We start from the raw sequence: 23928 nt of genomic DNA, 5'->3' as shown, positions 1-23928 counted from the left end.
GCGTGACCATGACGGGTGGCGAAGTGCGTTCAGGAACGCTATTTGACCCGACCTGTTTGAAAGCCTGGACCGGGCAAGGATTCTTGTGGCCGAAATTGACGCGCGTCTCGAAAGCGAAATGACCCCTGAACGCAAGCAGCGGCTGGGCCGTATCCAATTCCGGTCCTGGCGGCGGGGCTTTCGCGAGGCCGACATGGTGCTGGGTCCGTTTTCGGACCAGGTGGCGCCGACGCTGACGGACGCCGAGTTGGACCAGTTCGAACTGCTGATCGACGAGGAAGACCAGTGGCTCTACGGCTGGATCATCGAGCGCGACCCGACGCCGCCCGAGTTCGAGACCCCGGTGATGGCCAAGGTTCGCGCCTTCATGCGCGAACATGTGGCGGCCGAGGTCGGCAAGGGCATCGGCTGATGGATCAACAGGTCACTGTGCAGCACCGCACCGACGCCGATCTGGGCGGGGCGCCGGAAGGGCTGGACGCCCTGGTTGTCGCCGAGCGGATCGCGAAGGATGGCGGCGTCGGCGTGTTCGTGGCGCGCGACTATCAGCGGTCGGGCGGTTTCGTTCAGGCGTTCCGTTTCTTCTCGCAAGAGATAGAAATTCTTGAATATCCGGCCTGGGACTGCCTGCCCTATGACCGGCTGAGCCCCACGGCGGGCATCGCCGCCCAGCGGATGGCGACCCTGACGCGTCTGGCCCTGCGCAAGCCCGACGACGCCCCGGTTCTGGTGGTTACGACCGTCTCGGCGGCCATGCAGCGCACCCCGCCCCGGTCGGTGACGACCCAGGCCGGGTTCGAGACCAAGGTCGGGCGCGATCTCGATATCCAGGCGCTGGAGCGGTATTTCGCCGCCAACGGCTATGTACGGGCCTCTACGGTGTCGGAGCGGGGCGAGTTCGCCGTGCGGGGCGGGGTAGTCGATGTCTATCCGCCGGGCTTCGAAGAGCCGGTGCGGCTGGACATGTTCGGGGCCGAGCTGGAATCGATCCGCACCTTCGATCCCGAGACCCAGAGATCGACCGGCCAGATGACGGCGGTGTCGCTGGCGCCCGTGTCGGAGGCCTTGCTGGACGCGGCGGCCATCTCGCGGTTCCGCACCGGCTATTTGAACCTGTTCGGGGCGCCCGGCGACGATCCCCTGTATGCGACGATCAGCGAGGGCGCGCGGCGTCAGGGCATGGAGCAGTGGCTGCCGCTGTTCTACGAGACACTGGATTCGCTGTTCGACTATCTGCCCGACCAGGCGCAGATCTTTCTCGACAATCAGGCCGAGAGCGCGCGGGCCGAGCGGTGGGATCTGATCGCCGACGCCTATGACGGACGGGTGGAAGCCGCAAAGACAAAGGGCGCCGCCGGTTCGAACCGCGCCTTGGCGCCCCGGTCGCTTTATCTGGACGCCGGAGACTGGAACCAGGCGCTGGCGGGTCGCGCCGTCCGGCGGTTCACGCCGTTTTCCGGCGGTGGAGAAGATGCGGGCGGCCGGCTGGGCCGGACCTTCGCGGCGGAGCGGGCGCAGGACAGCGTCAACCTGTTCGAGGCGGTGGCGGCCCATGCTGCGGCGCTGAAGGCCGACGGCAAGCGGGTGCTGTTCGCCTCCTGGACCGAGGGCTCGTCGGAACGCCTGGCGACCATGCTGGCCGACCACGGCCTGGATCATATCGTCGCCGTGCGCGACTGGGCCGATGTCCAGACCGCGCCGAAGGACCTGTATCTGCGCGGCGTCCTGCCGGTCGAGCATGGGTTTGCGACGGACGAGGTCGCGGTCATTTCCGAGACCGACATTCTGGGCGACCGACTGGCGCGGCCCAGGAAAAAGCGCCGGGCGTCGAACTTCCTGGCCGAGGCCTCGGCCCTGACCACCGGCGACCTGGTGGTCCACCTGGATCACGGGATCGGGCGCTATGAGGGGCTGAAGACGCTGGACATCCAGCAGGCCCCGCACGACTGCCTGGAGCTGTTGTATGCCGGTGAGAGCAAGCTCTATCTGCCGGTTGAAAATATTGACCTTCTGACCCGATACGGTTCGGATTCGGAAGGGGCGCAACTGGATCGGCTGGGCGGCGCTGGATGGCAGGCGCGCAAGGCCAAGGCCAAGGAACGCCTGCGGGCGATGGCCGAGGGGCTGATCGCGCTCGCGGCCAAACGCGCGCTGCGCGAGACCCAGGCGGTCGTTCCGCCGTCGGGCCTGTTCGCCGAATTCTGCGCCCGCTTCCCCTACGAGGAGACGGACGACCAGTTGAACGCCATCGGCGACGTGCTGGAGGATTTGGGCAAGGGCACGCCGATGGATCGCCTGATCTGCGGCGACGTCGGCTTCGGCAAGACCGAGGTGGCGCTGCGGGCCGCCTTCGTCGTGGCGATGACGGGGCAGCAGGTGGCCATCGTGGCGCCGACGACCCTGTTGGCGCGTCAACACTACAAGACCTTCACCGAACAATTCGCCGGCTGGCCGGTCAAGGTGCGGCAACTGTCGCGGATGGTGGGCGCAAAGGAGGCGGCGGAGACGCGGCAGGGCTTGAAGGACGGCTCGGTCGAGATCGTCGTCGGCACCCATGCGGTGCTGTCCGAACAGGTCGGTTTCCGCGACCTGGGCCTGGTCATCGTCGACGAGGAGCAGCACTTCGGCGTCAAGCACAAGGAGAAGCTGAAGTCGCTGCGCGCCGACGTGCATCTGCTGACCCTGACCGCCACGCCGATCCCGCGCACCTTGCAGATGGCGCTGTCGGGCATTCGCGAGATGTCGATCATCGCCACACCGCCGGTCGATCGCCTGGCGGTGAGGACCTATGTAACACCGTGGGATCCGGTGCTGGTGCGCGAAGCCTTGCTGCGTGAGAAGTATCGCGGGGGTCAGGCCTATTATGTCGCGCCGCGCTTGAAGGACCTGCCGGCCATCGAGAAGTTCCTGCGCGAGCAGGTGCCTGAGGTGAAGTTCGTTGTCGGCCACGGCCAGATGGCGCCGACCCAGCTGGAGGAGGTGATGAGCGCCTTCTACGATGGGGAATACGACGTGCTGGTCTCGACCACCATCGTCGAGAGCGGGCTGGATATCCCGACCGCCAACACCCTGGTCGTGCACCGCGCCGACATGTTCGGCCTGGCGCAGCTGTATCAGATCCGGGGCCGGGTCGGCCGGTCCAAGGCGCGGGCCTTCGCCTATCTCACTACGGATGCTGTCAAGCCCATGACCCTATCCGCCGAGCGGCGGCTACAAGTGTTGCAGTCGCTGGACAATCTGGGCGCCGGCTTCCAGTTGGCCAGCCACGACCTGGACCAGCGCGGCGGCGGCAACCTGCTGGGCGACGAACAGTCGGGCCATATCCGCGAGGTCGGCGTCGAACTCTACCAGCAGATGCTGGAGGATGCGGTCGCCGAGCTGCGCGAAAAGGGCGAGGGAGCCAATGTGGATCGCGGCTGGTCGCCGTCGATCAACGTCGGCGCTTCCGTTTTGATTCCAGAGGAATACGTGCCGGACCTGAACGTCCGTCTCAGCCTGTATCGCCGCCTGTCCGACGCCGAACAGGCCGAGGACCGCGAAGCCCTTGCCGCCGAACTGATCGATCGGTTCGGGCCGTTGCCGGACGAGGCGCAACAACTTCTGAAGATCGTCGGCATCAAGTCCAACTGCCGCCGGGCCTGTATCGAGAAGATCGACATCGGCCCGCGCGGCGCCGTGCTGACCCTGCGCGACAACAGCTTCCCGAACCCGATGGGTCTGGTGGGGCTGATCCAGAAGAACCAGGCGTTCTGGAAGATCCGGCCGGATCAGAAGATCGTCGTGACGGGCGACTGGCCCACGGCGGAAGAGCGGCTGAAGGTGGCGGAACGGATCACGGCCGACCTGGCGCGGGTGGCGGGGGCGTAAGCCCTCAGCGCGTCTTTTCGAACAGGTCGGCGGAGGCGCGTTCCAGCAGGGCGGCGGCGCTTTCGTTCGGTTGCATCTCGGCGGCGCCGACATCGAATTCTGCGACGAAGGGCGAGCGGTCAGGGCCGGCGTCGAAGGCGGTGCAGCCGATGACGGCGGCGATCCGTTCGGCGGCCAGGCGCGCCGGCTCGGCGTGGGTCGCCGGAAGGGCCAGGGCGAAGACTTCCTTGGCCAGGCGGGCAGGCGTGTCTTCGACCCGAACCAGACGCGAGACCATGGCCCCGATCTGAGGCATGGCGCGGTCCAGCCAGCCGCCCTGACGCGCCCAGGTGACGGATTCGGTTTCGCGAACGCGCAGCACACAGACGGACAGCGGACGTTTGCGCGCGCGCGACGCCTCGGCGACGCGGCCCAGGTGGCTGGCGAACAGTTCGGGGGTGAACAGGCCCGTCGCGGGATCCATCAGCTCCAGGCTGCGGACCGAATCCAGCGTCTTGCGGATACCCAAGTGGGTGCGGTGGGCGCCGGCCAGGGCCAGGATGCGCTCGGCGGTCTCGTCCTCCGGCGTATCGGCCGAGGCCACGTCGGCGAAGCCGCGGTTGAACAGCTCGCTAAGACTGATCTCGTTCTTGCCGCGCAGATAGAGCATCAGCGGGATGTGATAGAGGCGAGTGTTGCGCTTCATGCCCGCCGCGATGGACAGGGCAGGCGCATGATCCTCGGCGCCCCACAGCACGGCCGCGTCAAACGGGCTTTCGTGCAGATAGTCGAAGGCGGTGTAGGGCGTGGGGGCGGCGACGACCTCGACGCCCGAAGCGGTCAGGGCGTTGGACAAAGCCAGGAAACGCCGATCCGCCACACCGGCGGCGAGCACCCGCAGCGGGCCATCGTCATCGGAACGGGCGTCCAGCTTTACGTCTCGCGTTGCGAAGGTGGTCACCCGCAGGTGGAATTCTTCCTCAGCAATGGCGGCGCGACCCAGTTGCTCCAGCCGCAGGGCGGCCTGGGCCGGATGGGGCGGGGTCGACATGGTCAGGTCCGCGCCCTCGATCGAATCGGGCTTGGCGCCGATGACCATGATCGGCAGGCGGCGCGGCTCGGCGGCGGCGCGCAGGCGCATCGCAACATCCAGACCGAAGGTGTCGATGTCGATGACGGCGGCTTCCAGCGGGAAATCCTGAAGCGTCAGTTCGGCCGAGACCACGTCGCGCGCCGTCACCGTGCGCCAGCCCAACGCATCCAGCCCCGCAGCGAGCGGCCCGATCCGGCCATCGTCAGCCGCCAGGATCAATACACGCGCGTCGAAAGCCAAAACCCGTCGTCTCCGTAAGTCGCCGCGCCCATAGCCGGTCGGAGGCGGGCGGACCATAGCGACGAGGGTATTAAGGATGCAATGTCATGGCGAACTGGAAGAAGGCATCCACGAGAAAGTCCGTCCTCACGCGGATGAGACTTCCCCGGCGAACGGAATCCGCTAGGTTCCGCCGCTTGTTGCAACGGTTGTGGGGACCGGCTTGAGTGAACAGCTGACACGATCGGTCGTGACGGCGCCCCGGTTCTGGGGCGGACTGGCCGTGCGGGCCTTTACCCGCAGTTGGGGACGCGACGTCATGCTCTATACGGGCGGGGTGTCGTTCTTCGCCCTGCTGGCGGTGTTTCCGGCCATCGCCATCCTGATCGGCTTCTACAAGCTGGGTCTGTCGATCAGCGAGGTCAGCGCCCAGGCGGCGGCGCTGTCGGACCTGCTGCCCAAGGCCGCACAGAATATCTTTCAGGGTGAGATCACGCGGCTGAGCAACGCCTCGGCGCGGACGGTCTCGGCTCAGAGCGCATTCGCCTTGTTCGTCGGCGCCTATGCGGCGCACAGGGGATTCAAGGCCTTGTTGGCGGGACTGAACCTGATTCATGACGAGACCGAGCCGCATGGGTTCTTCAAGTTCAACCTGCTGGCCTTCTTCGTCGCCATCTTCGCCTTTGCGCTGTTCACCGTGGTGTCCGGCGCGGTCGTGACGGTGCGGATCCTGGCTCATGCGTCGGCGGCCGCGGGATCGCCGATGCGCAGCGGGATTGCGCCGCTGGACGCCTTCCTGCCCGCCATCGGCCTCGTGATCGGGCTGACGCTGCTCTATCGCTACGCCATGAGCCACCGGACGCCAGTGGCCTGGCTGCCGGCGACGGCGGGTGGTCTGGTGGCGACGCTGATGTCGGTCGTGTCGTCGTGGCTCTGCGCCATCTATGTCGAGCAGATCGCGCCGTTGGGGGCCACCTATGGGTCGGTCGGCGCCGTGGTCGTGTTGCTGATCTGGCTGTCGTGGAACGTGAACGCCATCTTCTACGGTGGGGCCTTCGCGACCGAGATGGAGCTGGCGGCCAAGGCGCGTGCAGTGGCCGAGCAGGAGCCGGCCAGCGTGGTCAATCTGTCGGAGCGTCGGGCGAGCCGCCGGTCTCGACCGTAAGGCGCAGCAGGCCGTCAGCCTCTTCGACGCTGATCATGCTGCCGTTCTTTTGAGATATCAGGAAGGGCACGTCGATTCGCGCCATCGGGTCGGTGGCGAGCAGGACAAAGCGCGAGCCGGGCACGGCGCCGTCCATCGCCTTCATCAGCTTGAGGCTGGGCGTGGGGCAGCGGTGGCCCCTGGCGTCGATGACGACCGGGTCGTTCCACGCCAGCCGGTCCGCCAGCATTTCCAGAGCGACGCGGACGCTGGCCAAGCGGACGGCGTCGCGGCCGATGTCGCCGAATCGCTCTTCGCGATGGATCAGGCCGGCGGGACCACAGGCCGCGAAATGCACCAGGCCGACCGGCTTGTCGTCCGACCCGCCGCCGGGGCCGGCGACGCCGGTGACCGAGACCGAGACGGCGGCGCGCGATCGGGAGACGGCGCCGAGGGCCATGGCGCGGGCGGTGGCTTCCGACACGGCGCCGTGGGCGGCCAAGGTCGCCGCGGGCACGTCCAGCATCTGCATCTTGGCGTCGTTGCTGTAGGTGACGAAGCCCCGGTCGAGCGCCGACGAGGAGCCTGGAACTGCCGTCAGCGCCACCGCGACCAGGCCGCCAGTGCAGCTTTCGGCCGTGGCCAGCATCAGGCCGCGTTCGGTCGCGGTTGCGACGATCTGTTGCGCCTGGCGCTGGATGTCTTGGGCAAACATGGTCTTTTCATAAGCCGCGAACCCCGCTCTAACCAGAGCCATGACCGAGGCTGTCGACCCGCTGCGCCCCGCCGCCAAGATATGGGATCGCACCCAGCCGATCCTGTTCGCCGTCGCCATATTCACTTCGGCCTGTCTGGTCTTCGTCGTGCAGCCTATGGTGACGAAGCTGGTGTTGCCGACGCTGGGCGGGTCGCCGTCGGTGTGGAATGCCTCGATGGTCTTCTTCCAGACCGCGCTTCTGGCCGGATACGCCTATGCCCACCTTTTGCAACGCATCCCGACGATGCGGGTGCAGGTGGGGGTGCATCTTGGGCTGTTGATCCTGGCGGCCCTGTTCCTGCCGTTGCAGATCAGCGGCCTGCTGGGCGATCCCGATCCGGCGCGACCGGCGCTGTGGCTGTTGGCGACCCTGGCGCTGTCAGTCGGGGCGCCGTTTGCGGTGCTGTCCGCGACCGCGCCGCTGTTGCAGGCCTGGTATGCGCGAGTGCGGGCGGGCCATGCCGACGGCAAGAACCCCTATGTCCTCTATGCCGCGTCCAACCTGGGCAGTTTCCTGGCGCTGCTGGCCTATCCGGTGCTGATCGAGCCGCTGGCCAGTCTGTCGGACCAGCGGATCGGCTGGAGCCTCGGCTACGGCCTGTTCGTGCTGATGGTCGTGGGGCTGGGCGTTCAAGTCTGGCGACGGCGCGAGGTCGGAACAGCTGATCCGGCGCCGCTGACGATCAGCCCACCCATCGCCTGGCGCGAGAAGGGGATGCTGGTCCTTCTGGCCGCCGCGCCGTCCAGCCTGATGCTGGGGGTGACGGCGCATCTGACCACTGATGTGGCCTCGGCGCCCTTCCTCTGGGTCATACCGCTGGCGCTGTATCTGCTGACCTTCGTCATCGCCTTCCAGACGCGACCGGCCATTCCGCCGGTGCTGGGGCTGGCGCTGCAGGCAGCGGCGGGAGCGGCATGCGCGGCCCTGATCGCGTTCCGCACTGGCGAGTGGCTGCTGGTGTTCACGGTCAATCTGGCGGCCTTCTTCTTCACGGCCCTGATGTGTCACCAACGGCTGGCGGCGAGGCGGCCGGCGCCGGATCGGCTGACGGAATTCTATCTGCTGCTGTCGCTGGGCGGGGTCGTCGGCGGGGTCTTCAACGGCCTGATCGCGCCAGCCGTGTTCAACATGGTGTGGGAGTATCCGCTGGTTCTGGTCGCGGCGGGGCTGCTGCGGCCCTGGAGCCGGCGCGAGATCCGCCCGTGGGAAATCATCTGCTGCGTCGCGGGCGTGGTCATCGCCTTCCTGGGGCCCGTGTCGATGGAGGCGGTTCGCTATGCGCCCGACGTGCGCGCGGCGATCCCGGATGCGCAGCTGGTGCGGATCGCGCAAGGCGTGTTGGGGATCGCGACGCTGTTCGCCTTTCTGGTGCGGGATCGGGCGGTGCTGTTCACCGTGGTTCTGGCCGCCATCGTCTGGTCCGGTTACCACCTCGCACGCGGCTATGACTGGGCGCTGTCGGAGCGCAGCTTCTTTGGCGTGATGCGGGTGGCCAAGATCGACGATCCGCTGATGGGCGGGCCGGTCCATGTGCTGATGCACGGCACGACCCTGCATGGGGCGCAGGCGCAAGCGGCGCAGAACCTGTGTCAGCCCACTCTCTATTACGCCACGTCGACACCGCTGGGGCAGGCGATGCTGCAGATGCAGGCGCGGCGTCTGGATGGGGCGCGGGTCGGGGTGGTGGGCCAGGGATCGGGGGCTATGGCGGCCTACAAGCGGGCGCAGGACCAACTGACCTTCTTCGAGATCGATCCGATGGTGGACCGGCTGTCGCGCGACCCCAAATGGTTCAGCTTCATCAACGGGTGCGCGGACGGTCCGGTGCGGACCGTGATGGGAGATGCGCGCCTGACCATGGATCGGGAGCCAGCCGGGTCCTACGACCTGCTTGTCATCGACGCCTTCTCGTCCGACGCCGTGCCGACGCACCTGCTGACGGTCGAGGCGATCCGGGGCTATCTGCGGCTGCTGGCGCCGGATGGGGTCGTGGTGCTGCACCTGTCGAACCGGAACCTGGAGATCACCCTGCCGGCCGAGGCGGCGGCCCAGGCGCTGAAGGCTCCGCACCTGCATCAGGTCTATATCGAACAGTCGGGCCTGGGGCAGATGGCCGAGGCCTCGACCGAGGCCCTGCTGATCGGCAAGAGCCATGCCTCGCTGGAAGGCTTCAGCGAGGATGGGCGGTGGAGCAAGCTGTCGCCGACGACCGTTCGTCCGTGGACAGATGATTACGTCAATCTGTTCGGATCGTTGGTCCGACAGATGGAGATGGCGGCGCGTTAGGTCGCCGGCAGTTCGACGGTAGCGACCGCCTGAGCGGCCAGGCCCTCGCCGCGCCCGGTGAAGCCCAGGCCTTCGGTCGTGGTGGCCTTGACGCTGACGGCGTCGAGCGGAAGGCCCAGCAGGACGGCGATGCGGTCGCGCATGGCCTGGCGATGCGGCTTCACCTTTGGACGTTCGCAAATCAGGGTGACATCGACGTTGACGATGCGTCCGCCGCGAGCGGCGACCAGTTCGGCGGCGTGGATCAGGAACTGATCCGACGACGCGCCCTTCCATTTCGCATCGGTCGGGGGGAAGTGATCGCCGATGTCGCCCGCCGCGATGGCGCCCAGGATGGCGTCGGTCAGGGCGTGGAGACCCGCGTCCGCATCGGAATGGCCGATCAGGGTCTGATCGTGCGGCACCTCGATCCCGCACAGCCAGACAGAACCGCCCGGTCCCCAGCGATGGACGTCGTAGCCGGAGCCGATGCGGGTCTGACGGGGCAGAAGGGCCTCGGCCATGGCGAAATCCTCGGGATAGGTCAGTTTCATCAGGCGCGGATCGCCCTGGACCAGGGCGACCGTGCCTCCGTTGCGTTGGACGACGACGGCTTCGTCGGCCGGGGCATTAGGGTCTATCCAGGCGGCGTAGGCGGCCTCAATCACGCGACGGCGGAAGGCCTGGGGCGTCTGGGCGCGCCACAGGCCGTCGCGTTCGACCACATCCGTCATCACCTGGGCTTCGCCTCGGCGCAGGCTGTCCGCGACGGGCAAGACGGGCAGGGCGCCGTCGGCGGTTTCGAGAGCGGACAACAGGCTGTCGATGACGGCGCGGTCCAGCACGGGGCGGGCGGCGTCATGGATCAGCACAGGCTGATCTGGGGCGCAGGTCAGGGCCGCGAGGCCGGCGCGAACCGAATCACCGCGGACGTCTCCGCCGGCGACGGCGCGCCAGCGGGGCAGGTCGGACAGCAGGTCCGCCACGCGCTCCAGGGCGTCGGGGGCGACCACGACGATCAGTTCGTCGGCGCCGGCGTTCAGCATGGCCTCGGCCGACCAGCGCAGGACGGGCTTGCCGCCCAGGGTCCGCCACTGTTTGTCGCCGCCGGCGCGCGAACCGGAACCGGCCGCGACGATGATGCCCGAGAATGTCATGGCGGCCTTACTAGAATGCACCGCGACGGGACGAAACCATCAATCGGCCGCGGTCATGCTTGACGAAGGGGCCTGGGATGCTGCGAAAGGCGCATATGGCCAAGACCTTACAGATCGGCGACGTGACCGTGCACGGTCAGGTGCTGATGGCGCCGATGACCGGGATCACGGACCTGCCGTTCCGCGTGCTCGCCTCGCGGCTGGGCGCCGCCTATGTCGCGACCGAGATGGTGGCGGCCAAGGAATTGGCGCGGGCGCGGCCCGACGTGGTGCGGCGTGCGGCCGTCGGGGCGGGTCTTCCGCTGACGGTGATCCAGCTGGTCGGGCGCGATCCCGAACAGATGGGCGAGGGTGCACGCATGGCCGAAAAGGCCGGGGCGGACATCGTGGATCTGAACTTCGGCTGTCCGGCCAAAGAGGTCACGGGCTCGGCCGCCGGTTCGGCCCTGATGCGGACGCCCGATCTGGCCTGCCGGATCATGGAGGCGGCGGTGAAGGCGACCAATCGGCCCGTGACGGTCAAGATGCGGCTGGGCTGGGATGACGACAGCCGGAACGCCGCCGAACTGGCCCAACGCGCCGAGGGGATCGGCGTCAAGGCGGTGACGGTCCATGGCCGCACGCGCAAGCAGTTCTATACCGGCCGGGCGGATTGGGAGGCGGTTGGGGCGGTGAAGGCGGCGGTGGGCATTCCCGTCATCGTCAACGGCGACATCATCACGGCCGACGAGGCGCGCGAGGCGCTGGCGCGATCCGGCGCCGACGGTTTGATGCTGGGGCGCGGCGTCTATGGCCGGCCGTGGTTGGCGGCGCATCTGGAGCGGGCGTTGATCGATGGCATAGCGCTGGACGAACCGGGGCCGGACGAGCGGCTGGGCATCGTGATCGAGCACCTGCGGGCGTCGGTCGAATTCTATGGCCTGCCGCTGGGATTGAAGATGTTCCGCAAGCATCTGGGCTGGTATATCGAACAGGCGCCGTGGCCGGCCGATCCGCAACACCGACGTGAGGCCAAGGCAAGAATTTGCCGACTGGACGAGCCGCGGGCCGTCGAGGCGGCCATGCACGACGTATGGCGGCCGGATTTGCCGCAAAACTGCAAGTCCGCTGTTGAAAATGCGCCACAGGTGTTGGAGACTGCTGTGGCATGACGGATACGCCTTCAGCGACGACCTCTCCGCCCGACCTCGCGTCGGACGACGCGTCGTTCTGGGGGTGGGTCGATACAGAGCGGGCGCGAACCGGGTTCGGCCTGGCGTATTTCCTGGCAGTGGCGATCACGGCGGCGGCCATCTGGCTGGTGGCGGTTGCGCCCGGCGCCACATCGGGCGCCGCGCGCGGATCAAGCAGCCAGATCGCGCTGTTCGTTCTGGTCGGCAATCTGATCCTGATTTCCGGCCTGGCATTCATCGTCGGGCGGCGTGTCCTGACCCTCGCGCGCAGCAAGGAGGAGGCGGGCTCGCGCCTGCACCTGCGGTTCGTCGCCCTGTTCTCGATGGTGGCGCTGATCCCGTCGGTGCTGATTGCGCTGGTGTTCGGGGTGCTGGTCAACCGTGGCGTGGACCAGTGGTTCAGCGCGAATGTGAGCGCTTCCGTCGATAACGGCGCGTCAATCGGGAAAGCCTATATCGCGGATGTCAGTTCTGACATGACGCGCGATCTTCGCACTATGAGCAGTGAGTTGGGTGGCGCTCGCCAAGTGTTCGATAATCGTATTCAGTTCACAGGCGCACTGACTCAAATCGCTGAATTTTTTGGTTATCCGGCGGTTTACATCCTGAATAGCAAGGGTGAGGTGTTGGCGACCGGCGAACTACCCGGCGCTCCGCCCTATATCGCTCCGCCTCTTTCGGCGTTGGAGATCGCCGCGGAAGGACAGGAAGCCCCCGTCAAGGTCACTGAACACCCTGATACTGTTCGCGCCCTCTACCCTCTGCCGGGATATGGAGACGCCTACCTTTACGTGGTGCGTCCCCTGGCTCCGGGTCTGGTGGCTCAGATGCGTTCGGCGGTGCAGTCGATCGAGAGTTATCGTGAAGCCCAAGAGAGCCGGGCGCGGATCCAGTCGGCCTTCATCCTAAGCTATCTGGAGACGGCGCTTCTGGTGCTGGTCGGTGCAGTGTGGCTGGGGATGTCGGCCGCGAGCAGTATTTCGGCCCCTATCGGGCGGCTGGTTAAGGCGGCGGGGCAGGTCGCCGGCGGCGACTTTACCGCGCGGGTGGACAGCGATGGCGCCCCGGCCGAAATCGCCACCCTGTCGGACGCCTTCAACCGCATGACCGGCGATCTTCAGGCGCAGCAGGCGGCGCTGAAGGCGGCCAGCGACGAGGCCCACGACCGGAGCCGGTTCATCGAGACCGTCCTGTCCGGCGTCAGCGCGGGTGTCATCGGCCTGGACAAGCGCGGGCGGGTTTCCGCCATCAACGAAAGCGCCCTGCAGTTGCTGCACATCGAAGACGCCGAGGTGCTGGGGCACGAACTGGCGGCCCTTTCGCCCGAACTCAGCGATCTGGTGCGCCGCGCCGAGGCTCATATCGAGGAAGACATCGACGTCAGTCGCGGCGGGGATACGCGCCGTCTGCGCGTCCGGATCGAGGGCGGGCTGGGCGGCGAGATGGTGCTGACCTTCGACGACATTACCCGTCTGGTGACGGCGCAGAGGAATGCGGCCTGGCGCGATGTGGCCCGCCGTATCGCCCACGAGATCAAGAACCCGCTGACGCCGATCCAGCTGTCGGCCGAACGGCTGAAGCGCAAGTATCGATCGCGGATCGGCGAGGACGTCGAGATCTTCGATCGCTGCACCGACACCATCATTCGACAGGTCGGGGACATCGGCCGGATGGTGGACGAGTTCTCTTCCTTCGCGCGGATGCCGGCGCCACGCTTCGCCCCCGAAGACCCGGCCGAAATGTTGCGCGAGGCGGTGTTCGCCCAGCGGGTGGCGGCGCCGGATATCGTTGTGGACATCACCGAACCTCTGCCCAAGGCGACCTTGCACGCCGACGGCCGCATGGTGGGGCAGGCGCTGATCAACATCCTGAAGAACGCCGGAGAATCCGTAGCGGCCCGTCGTCTGACGGCCGGAGAGGCGGCGGCGTCGGACAACGCGGGCGTGATCGCTTCCCTAACGGTCGAGGACGGCGTCGCCACCTTTGTGGTCGAGGACGACGGCGTCGGCTTGCCGGCGCGTGACCGCGACCGCCTGACCGAACCCTATGTCACCACGCGCGAGAAGGGCACGGGCCTGGGCCTGGCCATCGTCAAGCGCATTTGCGAGGACCATGGCGGCGAGCTGAAGCTCGCGGACGCCCTGACGCTTCGTGGCGCGCGCGTATGCATGATCTTCCCCCTGAAACCCCACGGCAAAAGCGGCGACGGCGCGGAGCGCAAGCTCCAGACCTTAGCCGCCGAATAGCGAGGCAAGATGCGACCAACCGGTTCCGACATTCTCGTCGTCGATGACGAGGCCGACATCCGCGACCTGGTGTCCGGCCTTCTGGAGGACGAGGGGCACGCCGTGCGCGTCGCCGCCAACTCCGACGAGGCCTTGGCCGCGATCCGGGCCAGGAAGCCGTCGCTGGCGATTCTGGACATCTGGATGCAGGGCGGCGGTCTGGACGGGCTGGAACTGCTGGAAGTGGTCAAGGAACTGGATCCCGACCTGCCGGTGGTGATGATCTCTGGCCACGGCAATATCGAGACGGCGGTGACAGCGCTGAAACGCGGGGCCTATGACTTCATCGAAAAGCCGTTCAAGTCGGACCGGCTGGTGGTCGTGGTCGAGAGGGCCATCGAGGCGGCGACCCTGAGGCGCGAGAACCGCAGGCTGCGCGTTCAGACCATGACGCCGTCGGGTCTGATCGGCCGGTCGCAGGCGGCGCAGGCGCTGCGCAGCACCATCGCCAAGGTGGCCCAGGCCAACAGCCGGGTCCTGATTTCCGGTCCGGCTGGGTCCGGCAAGGAATTGGTCGCGCGCCAGATTCACGAGGGCAGCCCGCGCGCGCGCGCCGAATTCGTCGCCATCTCGGCCGCCGGAATGACGCCGGAACGGCTGGACGTCGAACTGTTTGGCGAAGAGGGTCAGGACGGCCGTCCGCGCAAGATCGGCGTGTTCGAACGCGCCCACAACGGCACCCTGTATCTGGACGAAATCAGCGACATGCCGCGCGAGAGCCAGAGCCGCATCCTGCGGGTCCTGGTCGATCAACGGTTCCGGCGTGTGGGCGGGGAACAGGACGTGCAGGTCGATGTCCGCGTTGTGACCTCGACCTCGCGTGATCTGAAGTCCGAGATTGCGGAGGGCCGTTTCCGCGAAGACCTGTTCCACCGTCTGAACGTGGTTCCGATCCGTGTGCCCGCCCTGTCGGAAAGGCGCGAGGACATCACCGAACTGGTCGAGTATTTCGTCGAGACCATCAGCGTCTCGCAAGGCCTGCCAAAGCGGATCATCGGCGACGATGCGGTGGCGGTGCTGCAAGTGCACCCGTGGCCGGGCAATATCCGTCAGCTGCGTAATAATATCGAACGGCTGCTGATCCTGGCGACCGGCGATCCGGGCGAGACGATCACCGCCGACATGTTGCCTCAGGAGGTGGCCACCACCAGCGGCGGGCCGTCGTCGCTGGGCGGCGAACGCACCATTGCGCTTCCTCTGAGAGAGGCGCGCGAGGTGTTCGAGCGGGAGTATCTGGCCGCCCAGATCATGCGGTTTGGCGGCAATATTTCGCGTACGGCCGCCTTCATCGGCATGGAGCGGTCGGCCTTGCATAGAAAGCTCAAGTCGCTGGGCGTTTCGCCCGCTCGCGGCGGCGAAGAGGAAGAGCCAGGCTGATGTCTCGCGTCGCCTATGTGAACGGCGCCTACAGCGCGCATGGCGAGGCTGCGGTCCATATCGAGGACCGGGGCTTTCAGTTCGCGGACGGCGTCTATGAGGTCTGGTCGGTGTTCGACGGCAGGCTGGCCGATTTCGATGGGCATATGACCCGCCTGCATCGCAGCCTGAACGAACTGAAGATCGAAATCCCGATGAGCGCGGCGTCTTTGGGCGTGGTTCTGCGCGAGACGATCCGGCGCAACCGGGTGCGCGACGGCCTGGTCTATCTGCAGGTCACGCGCGGGACGGCGTCGCGCGATCACGCCTTTCCGGCGGACATCGCGCCCAGCGTCATCGTGACGGCCAAAAGGCTCGACCTAGCCAAGGGCGAAGCGATGGCGGCCAAGGGAGCGGCCGGCGTGACCCGACCCGACATCCGCTGGGGCCGTTGCGACATCAAGACGGTGGGGTTGTTGCCGAACGTGCTGGCCAAACAGGCGGCGCGCGAACACGGAGCCTATGAGTGCCTGATGTACGACGAGATGGGTCTGATCACCGAGGGATCGTCCACCAACGCCTGGATCGTAGATGAGGACGGCAGGCTGCGAACGCGCGATACCCAGGCCAACATCCTGCGGGGCGTCACGCGCGAGGCGATCCTGAAACTGGTCCAGGCCGAGGACATCGATCTGGACGAGCGCCCGTTCTCGGTTGAGGAGGCCAAGAGAGCGCGCGAGGTGTTCGTCACCGCCGCCAGTTCCTTCGTCATGCCGCTGGTTTCGCTAGATGGGGTGAAGATCGGCGATGGCAGGCCCGGGCCAATCGCGATCCGGTTGCGCGAGATCTATCTTGAACAGACGCGCAGAGAGGCCATTTAGGGCGTTGCCCGAGCATGGAGGCGGCGGTTAAGGTCGCGGCTGGCCGCATCGGCCGCGCGCCGCTTCCCCGGCGACGAACAACGAAGAACAGGAAAAACCTGCCATGTCGCAAGACAAACGTCAGAACCTTCAGGACACCTTCCTCAACTCGGTCCGCAAGACCAAGACGCCGCTGACCATCTTCCTGGTCAATGGGGTCAAGTTGCAGGGCATCGTGACCTGGTTCGACAACTTCTGTGTGTTGCTGCGCCGCGATGGCCAGTCCCAGCTGGTGTACAAGCACGCCATCTCCACCATCATGCCGTCCGCGCCCGTGCAGTTGTACGAGCCCGACGCCGAAGAAGATTGACGCATCGCGTCAACCCTCGGGCTTGTCCCGAGGGCGGGGTGTGGTGCGGAAAGACTGTCGAGCGCCTATATAGGGCGTAGAAACAACGACCACCGCACCGACGGCGGAACCTCCGACCCTCGGGTCAAGCCCGAGGGTGACGGCGCAGGTGGTCCCAAAAGTAGAGACCATTTGAGCAAGCTTATCGACCACGCCGTCCCGCTGATCCGGGCGGTCGTCATCCATCCCGACCGACGCTCGGACAGCCCTCGGCTTGCGAGCGAGCGCCTTGAGGAAGCCGTGGGCCTCGCCCGCGCGCTGGACCTGGACGTGCGCGCCGAAGAAATCGTGCGGCTGCGTGGGACCACGCCTGCCACCCTGTTCGGAAGCGGCAAGGTCGAGGAACTGGCCGCCCTGGTTCGCGCCGCAGACGCAGAGGCTGTCATCATCGACGACGCCCTGACGCCGGTGCAACAACGCAATCTGGAGAAGGAATGGGAGGTGAAGGTCATCGACCGCACCGGCCTGATCCTGGAAATCTTCGGTCGCCGCGCGCGCACCAAGGAGGGCCGGTTGCAGGTCGAGCTGGCGCGGCTCGACTATGAGCGGTCGCGCCTGGTGCGGACCTGGACGCACCTGGAACGCCAGCGGGGCGGCACCGGCTCGACCGGTGGTCCTGGCGAAACCCAGATCGAGTTGGACAGACGTCTGATCGCCGATCGGATCGTGCGGCTGAAGTCAGAGTTGGAGGACGTGCGCCGAACGCGTGGCCTGCACCGCAAGCAGCGCCAGAAGGTCCCGTTCCCGACCATCGCCCTGGTCGGCTATACCAACGCCGGCAAGTCGACGCTGTTTAATCGGCTGACGGGGTCCGAGGTCTTCGCCAAGGATCTGCTGTTCGCCACCCTCGACACGACCCAGCGCACCATTCGCCTGCCGCAGGGTCGGCCGGCCATCGTTGCGGACACCGTCGGCTTCATCTCCGACCTGCCGCACGAACTGGTCGAGAGTTTCCGCGCCACGCTGGAAGAAGTGGGCGAGGCCGACCTGATCCTGCACGTCCGTGACATCGCCTCGCCCGACAGCGACGCCCAGGCCAAGGATGTCGAGGCGGTGCTGAAACAGATCGAGACGCCTGAAGGCAAGACCCGTCGGGTGCTAGAGATCTGGAACAAGATCGACCTGCTGGATGACGAGGCGCGTGAGGCGATTCTCGGGCAGGCCGAACGGCTGGCCAAGGAAGGCGAAGCGGTCGCTGTTTCGGCCTGGACAGGCGAGGGGATAGAACCCCTGCGCCAGATCATCGCCGGCCTGATCGACGATGATCCCGAGACGCGGCTGACGCTTGCGCCGGAACAGGGCGAGGCGCTGGCCTGGCTGTACGAGCATGGTCGGATCACCTTGCGTGAGACGGACGACCTTGGCCGTACTCACGTCACGGTCCGGCTGCATCCTGCGGCGCTCGGGCGGTTCGAACGCCTGTATCCTGATTTGGCCGACTGAGTTCCCATGCATCTGATCGAAACCGTCCTGCTTCTGCTTTTGGCCGTGGTGGTGTCGGGTTCGATCGCGCGGATCACGCGTATTGCCCTCCCGTTGGTGCAGATCGCGCTGGGGGCGGCGATCGTGCTGATCACCGGATCCACGGTCGATCTCGAGCCGGACATCTTCTTCCTGCTGTTCCTGCCGCCGCTACTGTTTCTCGATGGATGGCGCATTCCCAAGGAAGACCTGTTCCGCGACCGGGCCGTGATCCTGGAACTGGCCTTGGGACTGGTGCTGTTCACCGTCATTGGGCTGGGCTTCATGATCTGGTGGATGATCCCCGAGATGCCGTTGCCGGTGGCCTTTGCTCTGGCCGCCATCCTGTCGCCGACGGATCCGATCGCGGTTCAGGCCATCGCGTCGCGCGCGCCGATACCCAAGCGGCTGATGCATATCCTGGAAGGCGAGTCGCTGCTGAACGACGCGACCGGCCTGACCTGTATGCGGATCGCCGTGATTGCGGCGACGACCGGTGCCTTCTCTATTGGCAGCGCCATCGGCACTTTCGCCTGGTTGGCCCTCGTCGGGGTGGCGGTCGGCGTCCTGGTCACCATGGCGATCAGCTATTCCAAGAGCTTCGTCAGTCGGCGGTGGGGCGAGGATGTGGGCGCGCAGATCCTGGTAAGCCTGCTGATCCCGTTCGCAGCCTATCTGGTGGCGGAGGAGCTACACGCGTCGGGTATACTGGCCGCGGTCGCTGCGGGCGTGACGATGAGTTTCACCGAACGCGGCGTCATCGGCGGGCAATCGATGGCGATGACGCGGATCCGGCGCAGTGTCGTCTGGGACACGGTGCAGTTCGTCGCCAACGGCATCATTTTCGTGATCCTGGGCGAACAGATGCCGTCGATCATGTCACGCGCGGCCGAGGTCGTCGCGGGCACCAGCCGGCCGGAAGTGTGGTGGCTGGCGGTCTATGTCTTCGGCATCGTGGCGGCCCTGGCGGCGTTGCGGTTCATCTGGGTCTGGACGTCGCTGAAGCTGACGCTGTTTCGTCGTCGCCATCGCGGGCCGCCGGCCAAGGTCGGCTTGCGCCTGACGATGGTGATGTCGTTGGCGGGCGTGCGTGGGGCGATCACCCTGGCCGGTATTCTGACCTTGCCGTTCGTCCTGGCGGATGGATCGCCGATGCCGTCGCGCAGCCTGGCGATCTTCCTGGCGGCGGGGGTGATCATCGTGTCGCTGCTGGTCGCCACCTTCGCCCTGCCACGCCTGTTGAAAGGTGTGGAGTTGCCGCCTGAACCCTCGCACGAACGCGAGGAGGATCGCGGTCGTGTGGCCGCCGCCTCGGCCGCCCTGCGCGCCATCGAGGACGTGTCGCACGCCATGGCCGAGGGCAAGCCGAACCCCGACCTCTATTCCGATATCGCCAGCCGGATCATGGAGACCTATCGCCAGCGGATCGAGACCCACACGCGCACGGACGAGGACGATGCGGCCATGTCTCGCAAGGTGGATCATGTCGAGCGGCGGCTGTGGCTGGCTGGACTGGCGGCCGAGCGGGACGAACTGGTTCGTCTGGCGCGCGTCAGGCAACTCGACGAGGTGACGGCGAAGAAGATGATCCGAGAAGTGGATCTGCAGGAGCTGCGGTACCTGTAGGCGTCAGCGGTCCATGAAGGCCGCGACCGCCGCGTAGCTGTCGGCGATGTGGTGGGCACCGCGGGAGAGCAGGCGCTCGGCGTGGCCGTCGCGGATGTGCCCGCCTGCGGTCAGGCCGATGACGGTCATGCCCGCCGAAACGCCTGCGGTGACGCCCGCCTCGCTGTCTTCGATCACAAGAGCGCGGGCCGGATCGAATCCCATCGTCTGGGCGGCGTGCAGGAAGATGTCGGGATGGGGCTTGCCGCGCTCAACCACCAGGCCGGTGAAGACGGCTTTCTCGAAATGATCGGTCAGACCAAACAGGTCCAGGCCGACGCCGATCCAGTCGGGGCCGCTGGACGAGGCGATGCAGCGGGCCTCAGACCGCGAGGCGACGAAGTCGATAACGCCGGGCACGGGTTGAAGTTGAAGCGGCGCGCGTTCGCGGCACGTCGCGAACCAGGTGGTGTGAAAGTCGTCGGGGCAGGCACGGCCCAGGGCGGCCTCGACCGCCGGCCGGTTGTCGCGCCAGCGCTTGCCGGTGTAGGCGGCCAGGACGTCGTCCAGGCTGGTGGGCAGACCGATGGCGGTCAGTTGTTCGGCCATGACAGTGCTGTTCAGCACCTCGCTGTCGGCGACGACGCCGTCGTAGTCGAAGATGATCAGGTCGTAGGTCATGGGCGGCTCAGTTCGCGGGAGCGGCCTTCTCGGCGACCTTTGCGGCGTCCCAGAGGCGGTCCATCTCTTCCAGCGTGGACTGGTCGGGTGTGCGGCCGTCCCTGGCCAATTTCGCCTCGATGAAGCCGAAGCGGCGCACGAACTTGGCGTTGGTGGCGCGCAGCGCGTCCTCGGGTTCGACGTCCAGCTTGCGGGCCAGGTTGGCGACGACGAACAGCAGGTCGCCCAGCTCCTCTCGCGCCTTGGCCCTGTCGCCGGCGGCGATCTCGACGCGCAGCTCCTCGACCTCCTCCGCCAGCTTGTCGAACACCTCGTCGGTCGAGGGCCAGTCGAAACCGACGCGGCCGGCGCGCTTGGTCAGCTTGGCGGCGCGGGTCAGGGCGGGCAGGCCGACGGGGACATCGTCGAGCACGCCGGGCTTCTTGCGGTCCTTGCGCTCGGCGGCCTTGATGGCTTCCCAGGCGACGGTCTGTTCCTTGGACGATCGCTGCGCTTCATCCCCGAAGACGTGGGGGTGGCGACGTTCCAGCTTGTCGGAAATGGCCGTGACCACGTCGTCGAAAGCGAACAGCCCCCGTTCCTCGGCCATGCGGGAGTGGAAGACGACCTGGAACAGCAGGTCGCCCAGCTCGCCTTTCAGCTCCGTCAGGTCGTTGCGCTCGATGGCGTCGGCGACCTCATAGGCCTCCTCGATCGTGTAGGGGGCGATGGTGGCGAAGGTCTGCTCCACGTCCCAAGGGCAGCCGCTGTCAGGGTCTCGCAGCCGCTCCATGACGCCGAGCAGACGGTCGATGGGTCTCAAATGCGGGCTCCGTCGCGGGCTTCGAGGGCGAGACGGATTTCATCGTGGCGTTTCGGCGTCAGGGGGTAGCCTTTCAGCACCCAGGCGGCGGCGGCCAGCAGCAGGCCGGGGACCAGGATGAACAAAATCTGGAGCGTCAGCAGGGAGAAGTCGCTGTTTCCGCCCGCCTCCGGGATCGCCTTGAAGCCCACCCATTGCAAAATCAGGTAGGGGATCAGGGCCACGACATGGCCGATCTTGGTCGTCGCCGACAGGATGGAGAACATCAGGCCGGTGCGGTCCACGCCGGTCTCCAGACGCACCTCGTCGCCTGCGTCCGCCATCATGGCGCGCAGCAGGAACAGGCCGGCGGCATAGGGCAGGCCGGCGATGAACATGGCCGCCGCCGTCAGGGCGAAGTTGCCGCCAGGAACCAGGGTTGCGGCGATATACAGGCCGGCGAAGATCAAACTGGCGACAGCCAGGGCCTTGTCCTTGCCGATCCGCGTGGCCAGCCAGGCCCAGATGGGCGCGCCGCATAGCCCGGCGACGAAATAGAACAGCATGAATAGCCCGGCCTGGCTGTGGTCGTAGCCCTTGATCTGGCCGAAGAAGAAAAACAGCAGCGAGCCGGTAATGCCCGGCGCGACGCCCAGCAGCAGGTCTGCGATCAGCAGCTTCCTGACCGTTGGCATCTTCAACAGGGCCAGATAGGCGCCGGCGCCGCCGTGGGGCTGGTCGCCCGCATTGACCGGTTCGGGCACGGCGACCATGGCCAGGCCGATGGTCAGGGGCAGGGCGATCAGAATGGCCCAGCCCATGATCCGCACACCGTCGGCATAGGTCCCGATGCCCGTCTGGACCACCACTGTCGGCAGGACCAGGATCAGGATCACGCCGATGATGTTGAACACCTGCCACCAGCCATAGACACGGCTGCGTTGATCATACTGGGGCGCGAGGACGGCGGCCCAGCCAAGCTGGCCCAGGGTGCCGATCGAGAAGCCGAGATAGAGAACCAGCAGCCAGCCGAACAGATAGGCGGGACCGGCGCCCGGCTGCACCACCACGAACATCATGAAGGCCGACAGCATCAGGATCGGGGTCGACAGCGCCATCCACGGGCGATAGCGACCTAGGCGCGTCCTGGTCTTGTCCATGCCCCAGCCGATGAAGGGGTCGAAGACGATGTCGATCAGGCGCACGGCCATGAAGACGGCGGCGACGACGCCCAGCTCCAGCCCCACATGGGTGGCGTAGAACTCGGGCAGGGTGACGGGCAGGGCGACGCCGAAGGCAGCCAGCGGCAGGCACGGGCCGGAAAAGGCGGCGAGCACCGCATTGGAGCGGCGGGGCGCGGTCGGCGCGGCGGTGGACATGCGTCGGTCCGAAAGGCGCGGCGCGAGTCGGCCGCGCGTCACCATGCCAGCGATTGGCGAAGCATGCACTTGTGAGATCGACCGGCTTGAGGCTTCCTGTGCGTCATGTGGCGAAGCCTTCTAGCGTTCCTGTCCCTTTGCTTTGCGTTGGTCTTCGCCGGCGGCGCGCGTGCGGCCGGCCCCTGCCACACCAATGCCGACGGTTGGCAGGCGCAGGGACTGGCGAATGCGGCCTCGGCCTATGGGATGGAGTGGGCGCCGTTCGGCGCGGCGGAGTGGGGGTGGCAGGCCTATATGCCCCTGATCCAGCAGGAACTGCATACCTCGTGCGGCCCCGGCACGCCGATCTTCGCGTCGCAACTGGCGGGGTTCCAGCAGACCTATGGCCTGGCGCCCAGCGGCCTGTTTGACGCCGCGACATTTCAGGTATTTCGAGGGCTGTGGCAGGAGCGGCGGCCATTCGTGATGGCGCGGGTCGGCGGGGCCTGTCCCGAGCCGCCGCCGATCAACCAGCTGGGCTATCTGGTCGCCGAGGAGGAGCACGCCGACCGTCTGACGCGGTTGCTGCGCCGCGACGTTCTGGACGCCTATCGCCGGCTGGTCGCCGCCGCGCGCGCTGAGGTCCCAGAGGTCGCGGCCGACCCCGAATTGCTGCAGATATTCTCGGGCTTCCGCGACCCGGAGGCGGATGCGGCGCGATGCGCCCAGCAGGGAAATTGCGATGGTCTGCGCCGCGCCGTCTGTTCGCCGCACCGGACCGGAACGGCCATCGACTTTTATGTCGGCCAGGCGCCGGGGCAGGGCGTCGATTCCACCTCGCCGGCCAGCCGCGAACATATGGCGCGGACAGCGACCTATCGTTGGCTGGTGGCGAACGCCGGGCGGTTCGGGTTTACGCCTTACGTCTATGAACCCTGGCATTGGGAGTATGTAGGGCCGTGGGATCCTTCATTCGCGCCCTGACCGAGGGTGAGACGGCCCTGGGACGCGAGGCGTTCGGGGCGGCCTTGCAGCTTGAGACTGTGCGGCTGATCGGCTGGCCGTTCCGGCGCGCCTTCGTGGCCGGGCGCTGGTTCGGGCGCGACTGGATCGTTTGGCCCTATCATGAACTGGTCGAGGATTTTGGGGCGGCGTCGGCCCGGATACAGGGCGTGCTGGTGCACGAATTGACGCACGTCTGGCAGGCTCAGCAGGGCGTCAATCTGCTGTTCGCCAAGCTGAAGGCCGGCGACAGCGCCGCCTCCTATGCCTATCGCGTTGGGCCGACGTGCCGGTGGGAGGCGCTGAACATCGAACAGCAGGCGATGGTGATGGAGCATCGCTTTCATTGCCGGCGTGGCGGCCCGACGCCGGGAGATCACGCATTCTATGACGCGGTTTGTCCGTTCGAGGCGTGAAGTGCAGGCAGAGGCTTGCGGAAGGCGGCTGGGCACGCCAAGTTAGCAACGGTCGTTGTT

The 23928-nt window shown here is 66.8% G+C and carries 19 protein-coding genes; 13 read left to right on the top strand and 6 right to left on the bottom strand.

Annotation, left to right across the window (positions count from 1 at the left end):
- The first annotated feature begins 118 nt into the window (after positions 1–118).
- Together ACZZZD_RS03540 and mfd are read left to right on the top strand one after the other, a co-directional pair.
- Complete coding sequence (locus ACZZZD_RS03540; protein ID WP_292147379.1) at positions 119–412, top strand: FAD assembly factor SdhE; 294 nt, start codon at positions 119–121, stop codon at positions 410–412.
- Positions 412–3867 (top strand): transcription-repair coupling factor, encoded by a 3456-nt coding sequence (gene mfd, locus ACZZZD_RS03535; protein WP_463432706.1) that lies wholly within the window; start codon positions 412–414, stop codon positions 3865–3867. Before ACZZZD_RS03540 ends, mfd begins: the two co-directional genes overlap by 1 nt.
- 4 nt (positions 3868–3871) lie before the next feature.
- Here the strand turns inward: mfd and ACZZZD_RS03530 are convergent, their stop codons facing one another.
- Positions 3872–5179, bottom strand: a complete 1308-nt coding sequence (locus ACZZZD_RS03530; RefSeq protein WP_463432704.1) for a diguanylate cyclase domain-containing protein — start codon at positions 5177–5179, stop codon at positions 3872–3874.
- Between the two features lie 298 nt (positions 5180–5477).
- Here ACZZZD_RS03530 and ACZZZD_RS03525 point away from each other — a divergent pair, with 298 nt between their 5' ends.
- Positions 5478–6323, top strand: a complete 846-nt coding sequence (locus tag ACZZZD_RS03525; protein ID WP_463436068.1) for a YihY/virulence factor BrkB family protein — start codon at positions 5478–5480, stop codon at positions 6321–6323.
- On the opposite strand, the gene ACZZZD_RS03520 is transcribed toward ACZZZD_RS03525, so the two are convergent.
- Positions 6280–7017 carry a nicotinamide-nucleotide amidohydrolase family protein gene (locus tag ACZZZD_RS03520; protein WP_463432702.1) on the bottom strand — a complete coding sequence of 246 codons (738 nt, stop codon included), beginning with the start codon at positions 7015–7017 and terminating at the stop codon, positions 6280–6282. The genes ACZZZD_RS03525 and ACZZZD_RS03520 overlap by 44 nt on opposite strands.
- Positions 7018–7057: 40 nt before the next feature.
- Here ACZZZD_RS03520 and ACZZZD_RS03515 point away from each other — a divergent pair, with 40 nt between their 5' ends.
- Positions 7058–9346, top strand: a complete 2289-nt coding sequence (locus ACZZZD_RS03515; RefSeq protein WP_463432700.1) for a spermidine synthase — start codon at positions 7058–7060, stop codon at positions 9344–9346.
- Here ACZZZD_RS03515 and ACZZZD_RS03510 read toward each other — a convergent pair.
- Entirely contained in the window at positions 9343–10482 is a 1140-nt protein-coding gene (locus tag ACZZZD_RS03510) for a bifunctional 2-C-methyl-D-erythritol 4-phosphate cytidylyltransferase/2-C-methyl-D-erythritol 2,4-cyclodiphosphate synthase (protein WP_463432698.1), read from the bottom strand. The two genes, ACZZZD_RS03515 and ACZZZD_RS03510, sit on opposite strands and share 4 nt — an antisense overlap.
- Before the next feature lie 95 nt (positions 10483–10577).
- Here ACZZZD_RS03510 and dusB point away from each other — a divergent pair, with 95 nt between their 5' ends.
- The 7 genes from dusB (at position 10578) to ACZZZD_RS03475 (ending at position 19651) form a co-directional block, all read left to right on the top strand.
- A complete protein-coding gene (gene dusB, locus ACZZZD_RS03505; RefSeq protein WP_463432696.1) occupies positions 10578–11633 on the top strand; it encodes a tRNA dihydrouridine synthase DusB in 1056 nt (351 codons plus the stop codon).
- Entirely contained in the window at positions 11630–13900 is a 2271-nt protein-coding gene (locus tag ACZZZD_RS03500) for a sensor histidine kinase NtrY-like (RefSeq protein WP_463432694.1), read from the top strand. Before dusB ends, ACZZZD_RS03500 begins: the two co-directional genes overlap by 4 nt.
- Positions 13901–13909: 9 nt before the next feature.
- Positions 13910–15316, top strand: coding sequence for a nitrogen assimilation response regulator NtrX (ntrX, locus tag ACZZZD_RS03495; protein ID WP_463432692.1), 1407 nt, complete (start codon positions 13910–13912; stop codon positions 15314–15316).
- Positions 15316–16176, top strand: a complete 861-nt coding sequence (locus ACZZZD_RS03490) for a D-amino-acid transaminase (RefSeq protein ID WP_463432690.1) — start codon at positions 15316–15318, stop codon at positions 16174–16176. Before ntrX ends, ACZZZD_RS03490 begins: the two co-directional genes overlap by 1 nt.
- 103 nt (positions 16177–16279) lie before the next feature.
- On the top strand, positions 16280–16525 hold the full coding sequence (hfq, locus tag ACZZZD_RS03485) for an RNA chaperone Hfq (protein ID WP_003164861.1): 246 nt from the start codon (positions 16280–16282) through the stop codon (positions 16523–16525).
- A gap of 171 nt (positions 16526–16696) precedes the next feature.
- Positions 16697–18007 (top strand): GTPase HflX, encoded by a 1311-nt coding sequence (gene hflX / locus ACZZZD_RS03480; RefSeq protein ID WP_463432688.1) that lies wholly within the window; start codon positions 16697–16699, stop codon positions 18005–18007.
- 6 nt (positions 18008–18013) lie between these two features.
- Positions 18014–19651, top strand: coding sequence for a Na+/H+ antiporter (locus ACZZZD_RS03475; RefSeq protein ID WP_463432686.1), 1638 nt, complete (start codon positions 18014–18016; stop codon positions 19649–19651).
- Between the two features lie 3 nt (positions 19652–19654).
- Here the strand turns inward: ACZZZD_RS03475 and ACZZZD_RS03470 are convergent, their stop codons facing one another.
- From ACZZZD_RS03470 to ACZZZD_RS03460, 3 genes are read right to left on the bottom strand one after another with little or no spacing between them, the layout of a single operon-like run.
- On the bottom strand, positions 19655–20311 hold the full coding sequence (locus ACZZZD_RS03470; RefSeq protein WP_463432684.1) for an HAD family hydrolase: 657 nt from the start codon (positions 20309–20311) through the stop codon (positions 19655–19657).
- Between the two features lie 7 nt (positions 20312–20318).
- A complete protein-coding gene (mazG, locus tag ACZZZD_RS03465) occupies positions 20319–21113 on the bottom strand; it encodes a nucleoside triphosphate pyrophosphohydrolase (RefSeq protein WP_463432682.1) in 795 nt (264 codons plus the stop codon).
- A complete protein-coding gene (locus tag ACZZZD_RS03460; protein WP_463432680.1) occupies positions 21110–22471 on the bottom strand; it encodes an MFS transporter in 1362 nt (453 codons plus the stop codon). Before ACZZZD_RS03460 ends, mazG begins: the two co-directional genes overlap by 4 nt.
- A gap of 105 nt (positions 22472–22576) precedes the next feature.
- On the opposite strand from ACZZZD_RS03460, the gene ACZZZD_RS03455 reads away from it, so the two are divergent.
- Positions 22577–23434, top strand: a complete 858-nt coding sequence (locus ACZZZD_RS03455; RefSeq protein ID WP_463432678.1) for a D-alanyl-D-alanine carboxypeptidase family protein — start codon at positions 22577–22579, stop codon at positions 23432–23434.
- Positions 23410–23868, top strand: coding sequence for a hypothetical protein (locus tag ACZZZD_RS03450; protein WP_463432676.1), 459 nt, complete (start codon positions 23410–23412; stop codon positions 23866–23868). Before ACZZZD_RS03455 ends, ACZZZD_RS03450 begins: the two co-directional genes overlap by 25 nt.
- Positions 23869–23928: the final 60 nt, after the last annotated feature.

Source organism: Brevundimonas sp. AC546, from assembly GCF_979258305.1.
The sequence above is the reverse complement of the archived record's forward strand: the minus strand, read 5'-3'. Positions and strand labels throughout refer to the sequence as shown.

Excerpts from the sequence above, each read along its gene's own strand:
- ACZZZD_RS03540 (WP_292147379.1), top strand. The coding sequence starts at position 119 with ATGACCCCTGAACGCAAGCAGCGGCTGGGCCGTATCCAATTCCGGTCC.
- mfd (WP_463432706.1), top strand. The coding sequence starts at position 412 with ATGGATCAACAGGTCACTGTGCAGCACCGCACCGACGCCGATCTGGGC.
- ACZZZD_RS03525 (WP_463436068.1), top strand. The coding sequence starts at position 5,478 with ATGCTCTATACGGGCGGGGTGTCGTTCTTCGCCCTGCTGGCGGTGTTT.
- ACZZZD_RS03520 (WP_463432702.1), bottom strand. The coding sequence starts at position 7,017 with ATGTTTGCCCAAGACATCCAGCGCCAGGCGCAACAGATCGTCGCAACC.
- ACZZZD_RS03515 (WP_463432700.1), top strand. The coding sequence starts at position 7,058 with ATGACCGAGGCTGTCGACCCGCTGCGCCCCGCCGCCAAGATATGGGAT.
- ACZZZD_RS03510 (WP_463432698.1), bottom strand. The coding sequence starts at position 10,482 with ATGACATTCTCGGGCATCATCGTCGCGGCCGGTTCCGGTTCGCGCGCC.
- dusB (WP_463432696.1), top strand. The coding sequence starts at position 10,578 with ATGGCCAAGACCTTACAGATCGGCGACGTGACCGTGCACGGTCAGGTG.
- ACZZZD_RS03500 (WP_463432694.1), top strand. The coding sequence starts at position 11,630 with ATGACGGATACGCCTTCAGCGACGACCTCTCCGCCCGACCTCGCGTCG.
- ntrX (WP_463432692.1), top strand. The coding sequence starts at position 13,910 with ATGCGACCAACCGGTTCCGACATTCTCGTCGTCGATGACGAGGCCGAC.
- ACZZZD_RS03490 (WP_463432690.1), top strand. The coding sequence starts at position 15,316 with ATGTCTCGCGTCGCCTATGTGAACGGCGCCTACAGCGCGCATGGCGAG.
- hfq (WP_003164861.1), top strand. The coding sequence starts at position 16,280 with ATGTCGCAAGACAAACGTCAGAACCTTCAGGACACCTTCCTCAACTCG.
- ACZZZD_RS03475 (WP_463432686.1), top strand. The coding sequence starts at position 18,014 with ATGCATCTGATCGAAACCGTCCTGCTTCTGCTTTTGGCCGTGGTGGTG.
- ACZZZD_RS03470 (WP_463432684.1), bottom strand. The coding sequence starts at position 20,311 with ATGACCTACGACCTGATCATCTTCGACTACGACGGCGTCGTCGCCGAC.
- ACZZZD_RS03460 (WP_463432680.1), bottom strand. The coding sequence starts at position 22,471 with ATGTCCACCGCCGCGCCGACCGCGCCCCGCCGCTCCAATGCGGTGCTC.
- ACZZZD_RS03455 (WP_463432678.1), top strand. The coding sequence starts at position 22,577 with ATGTGGCGAAGCCTTCTAGCGTTCCTGTCCCTTTGCTTTGCGTTGGTC.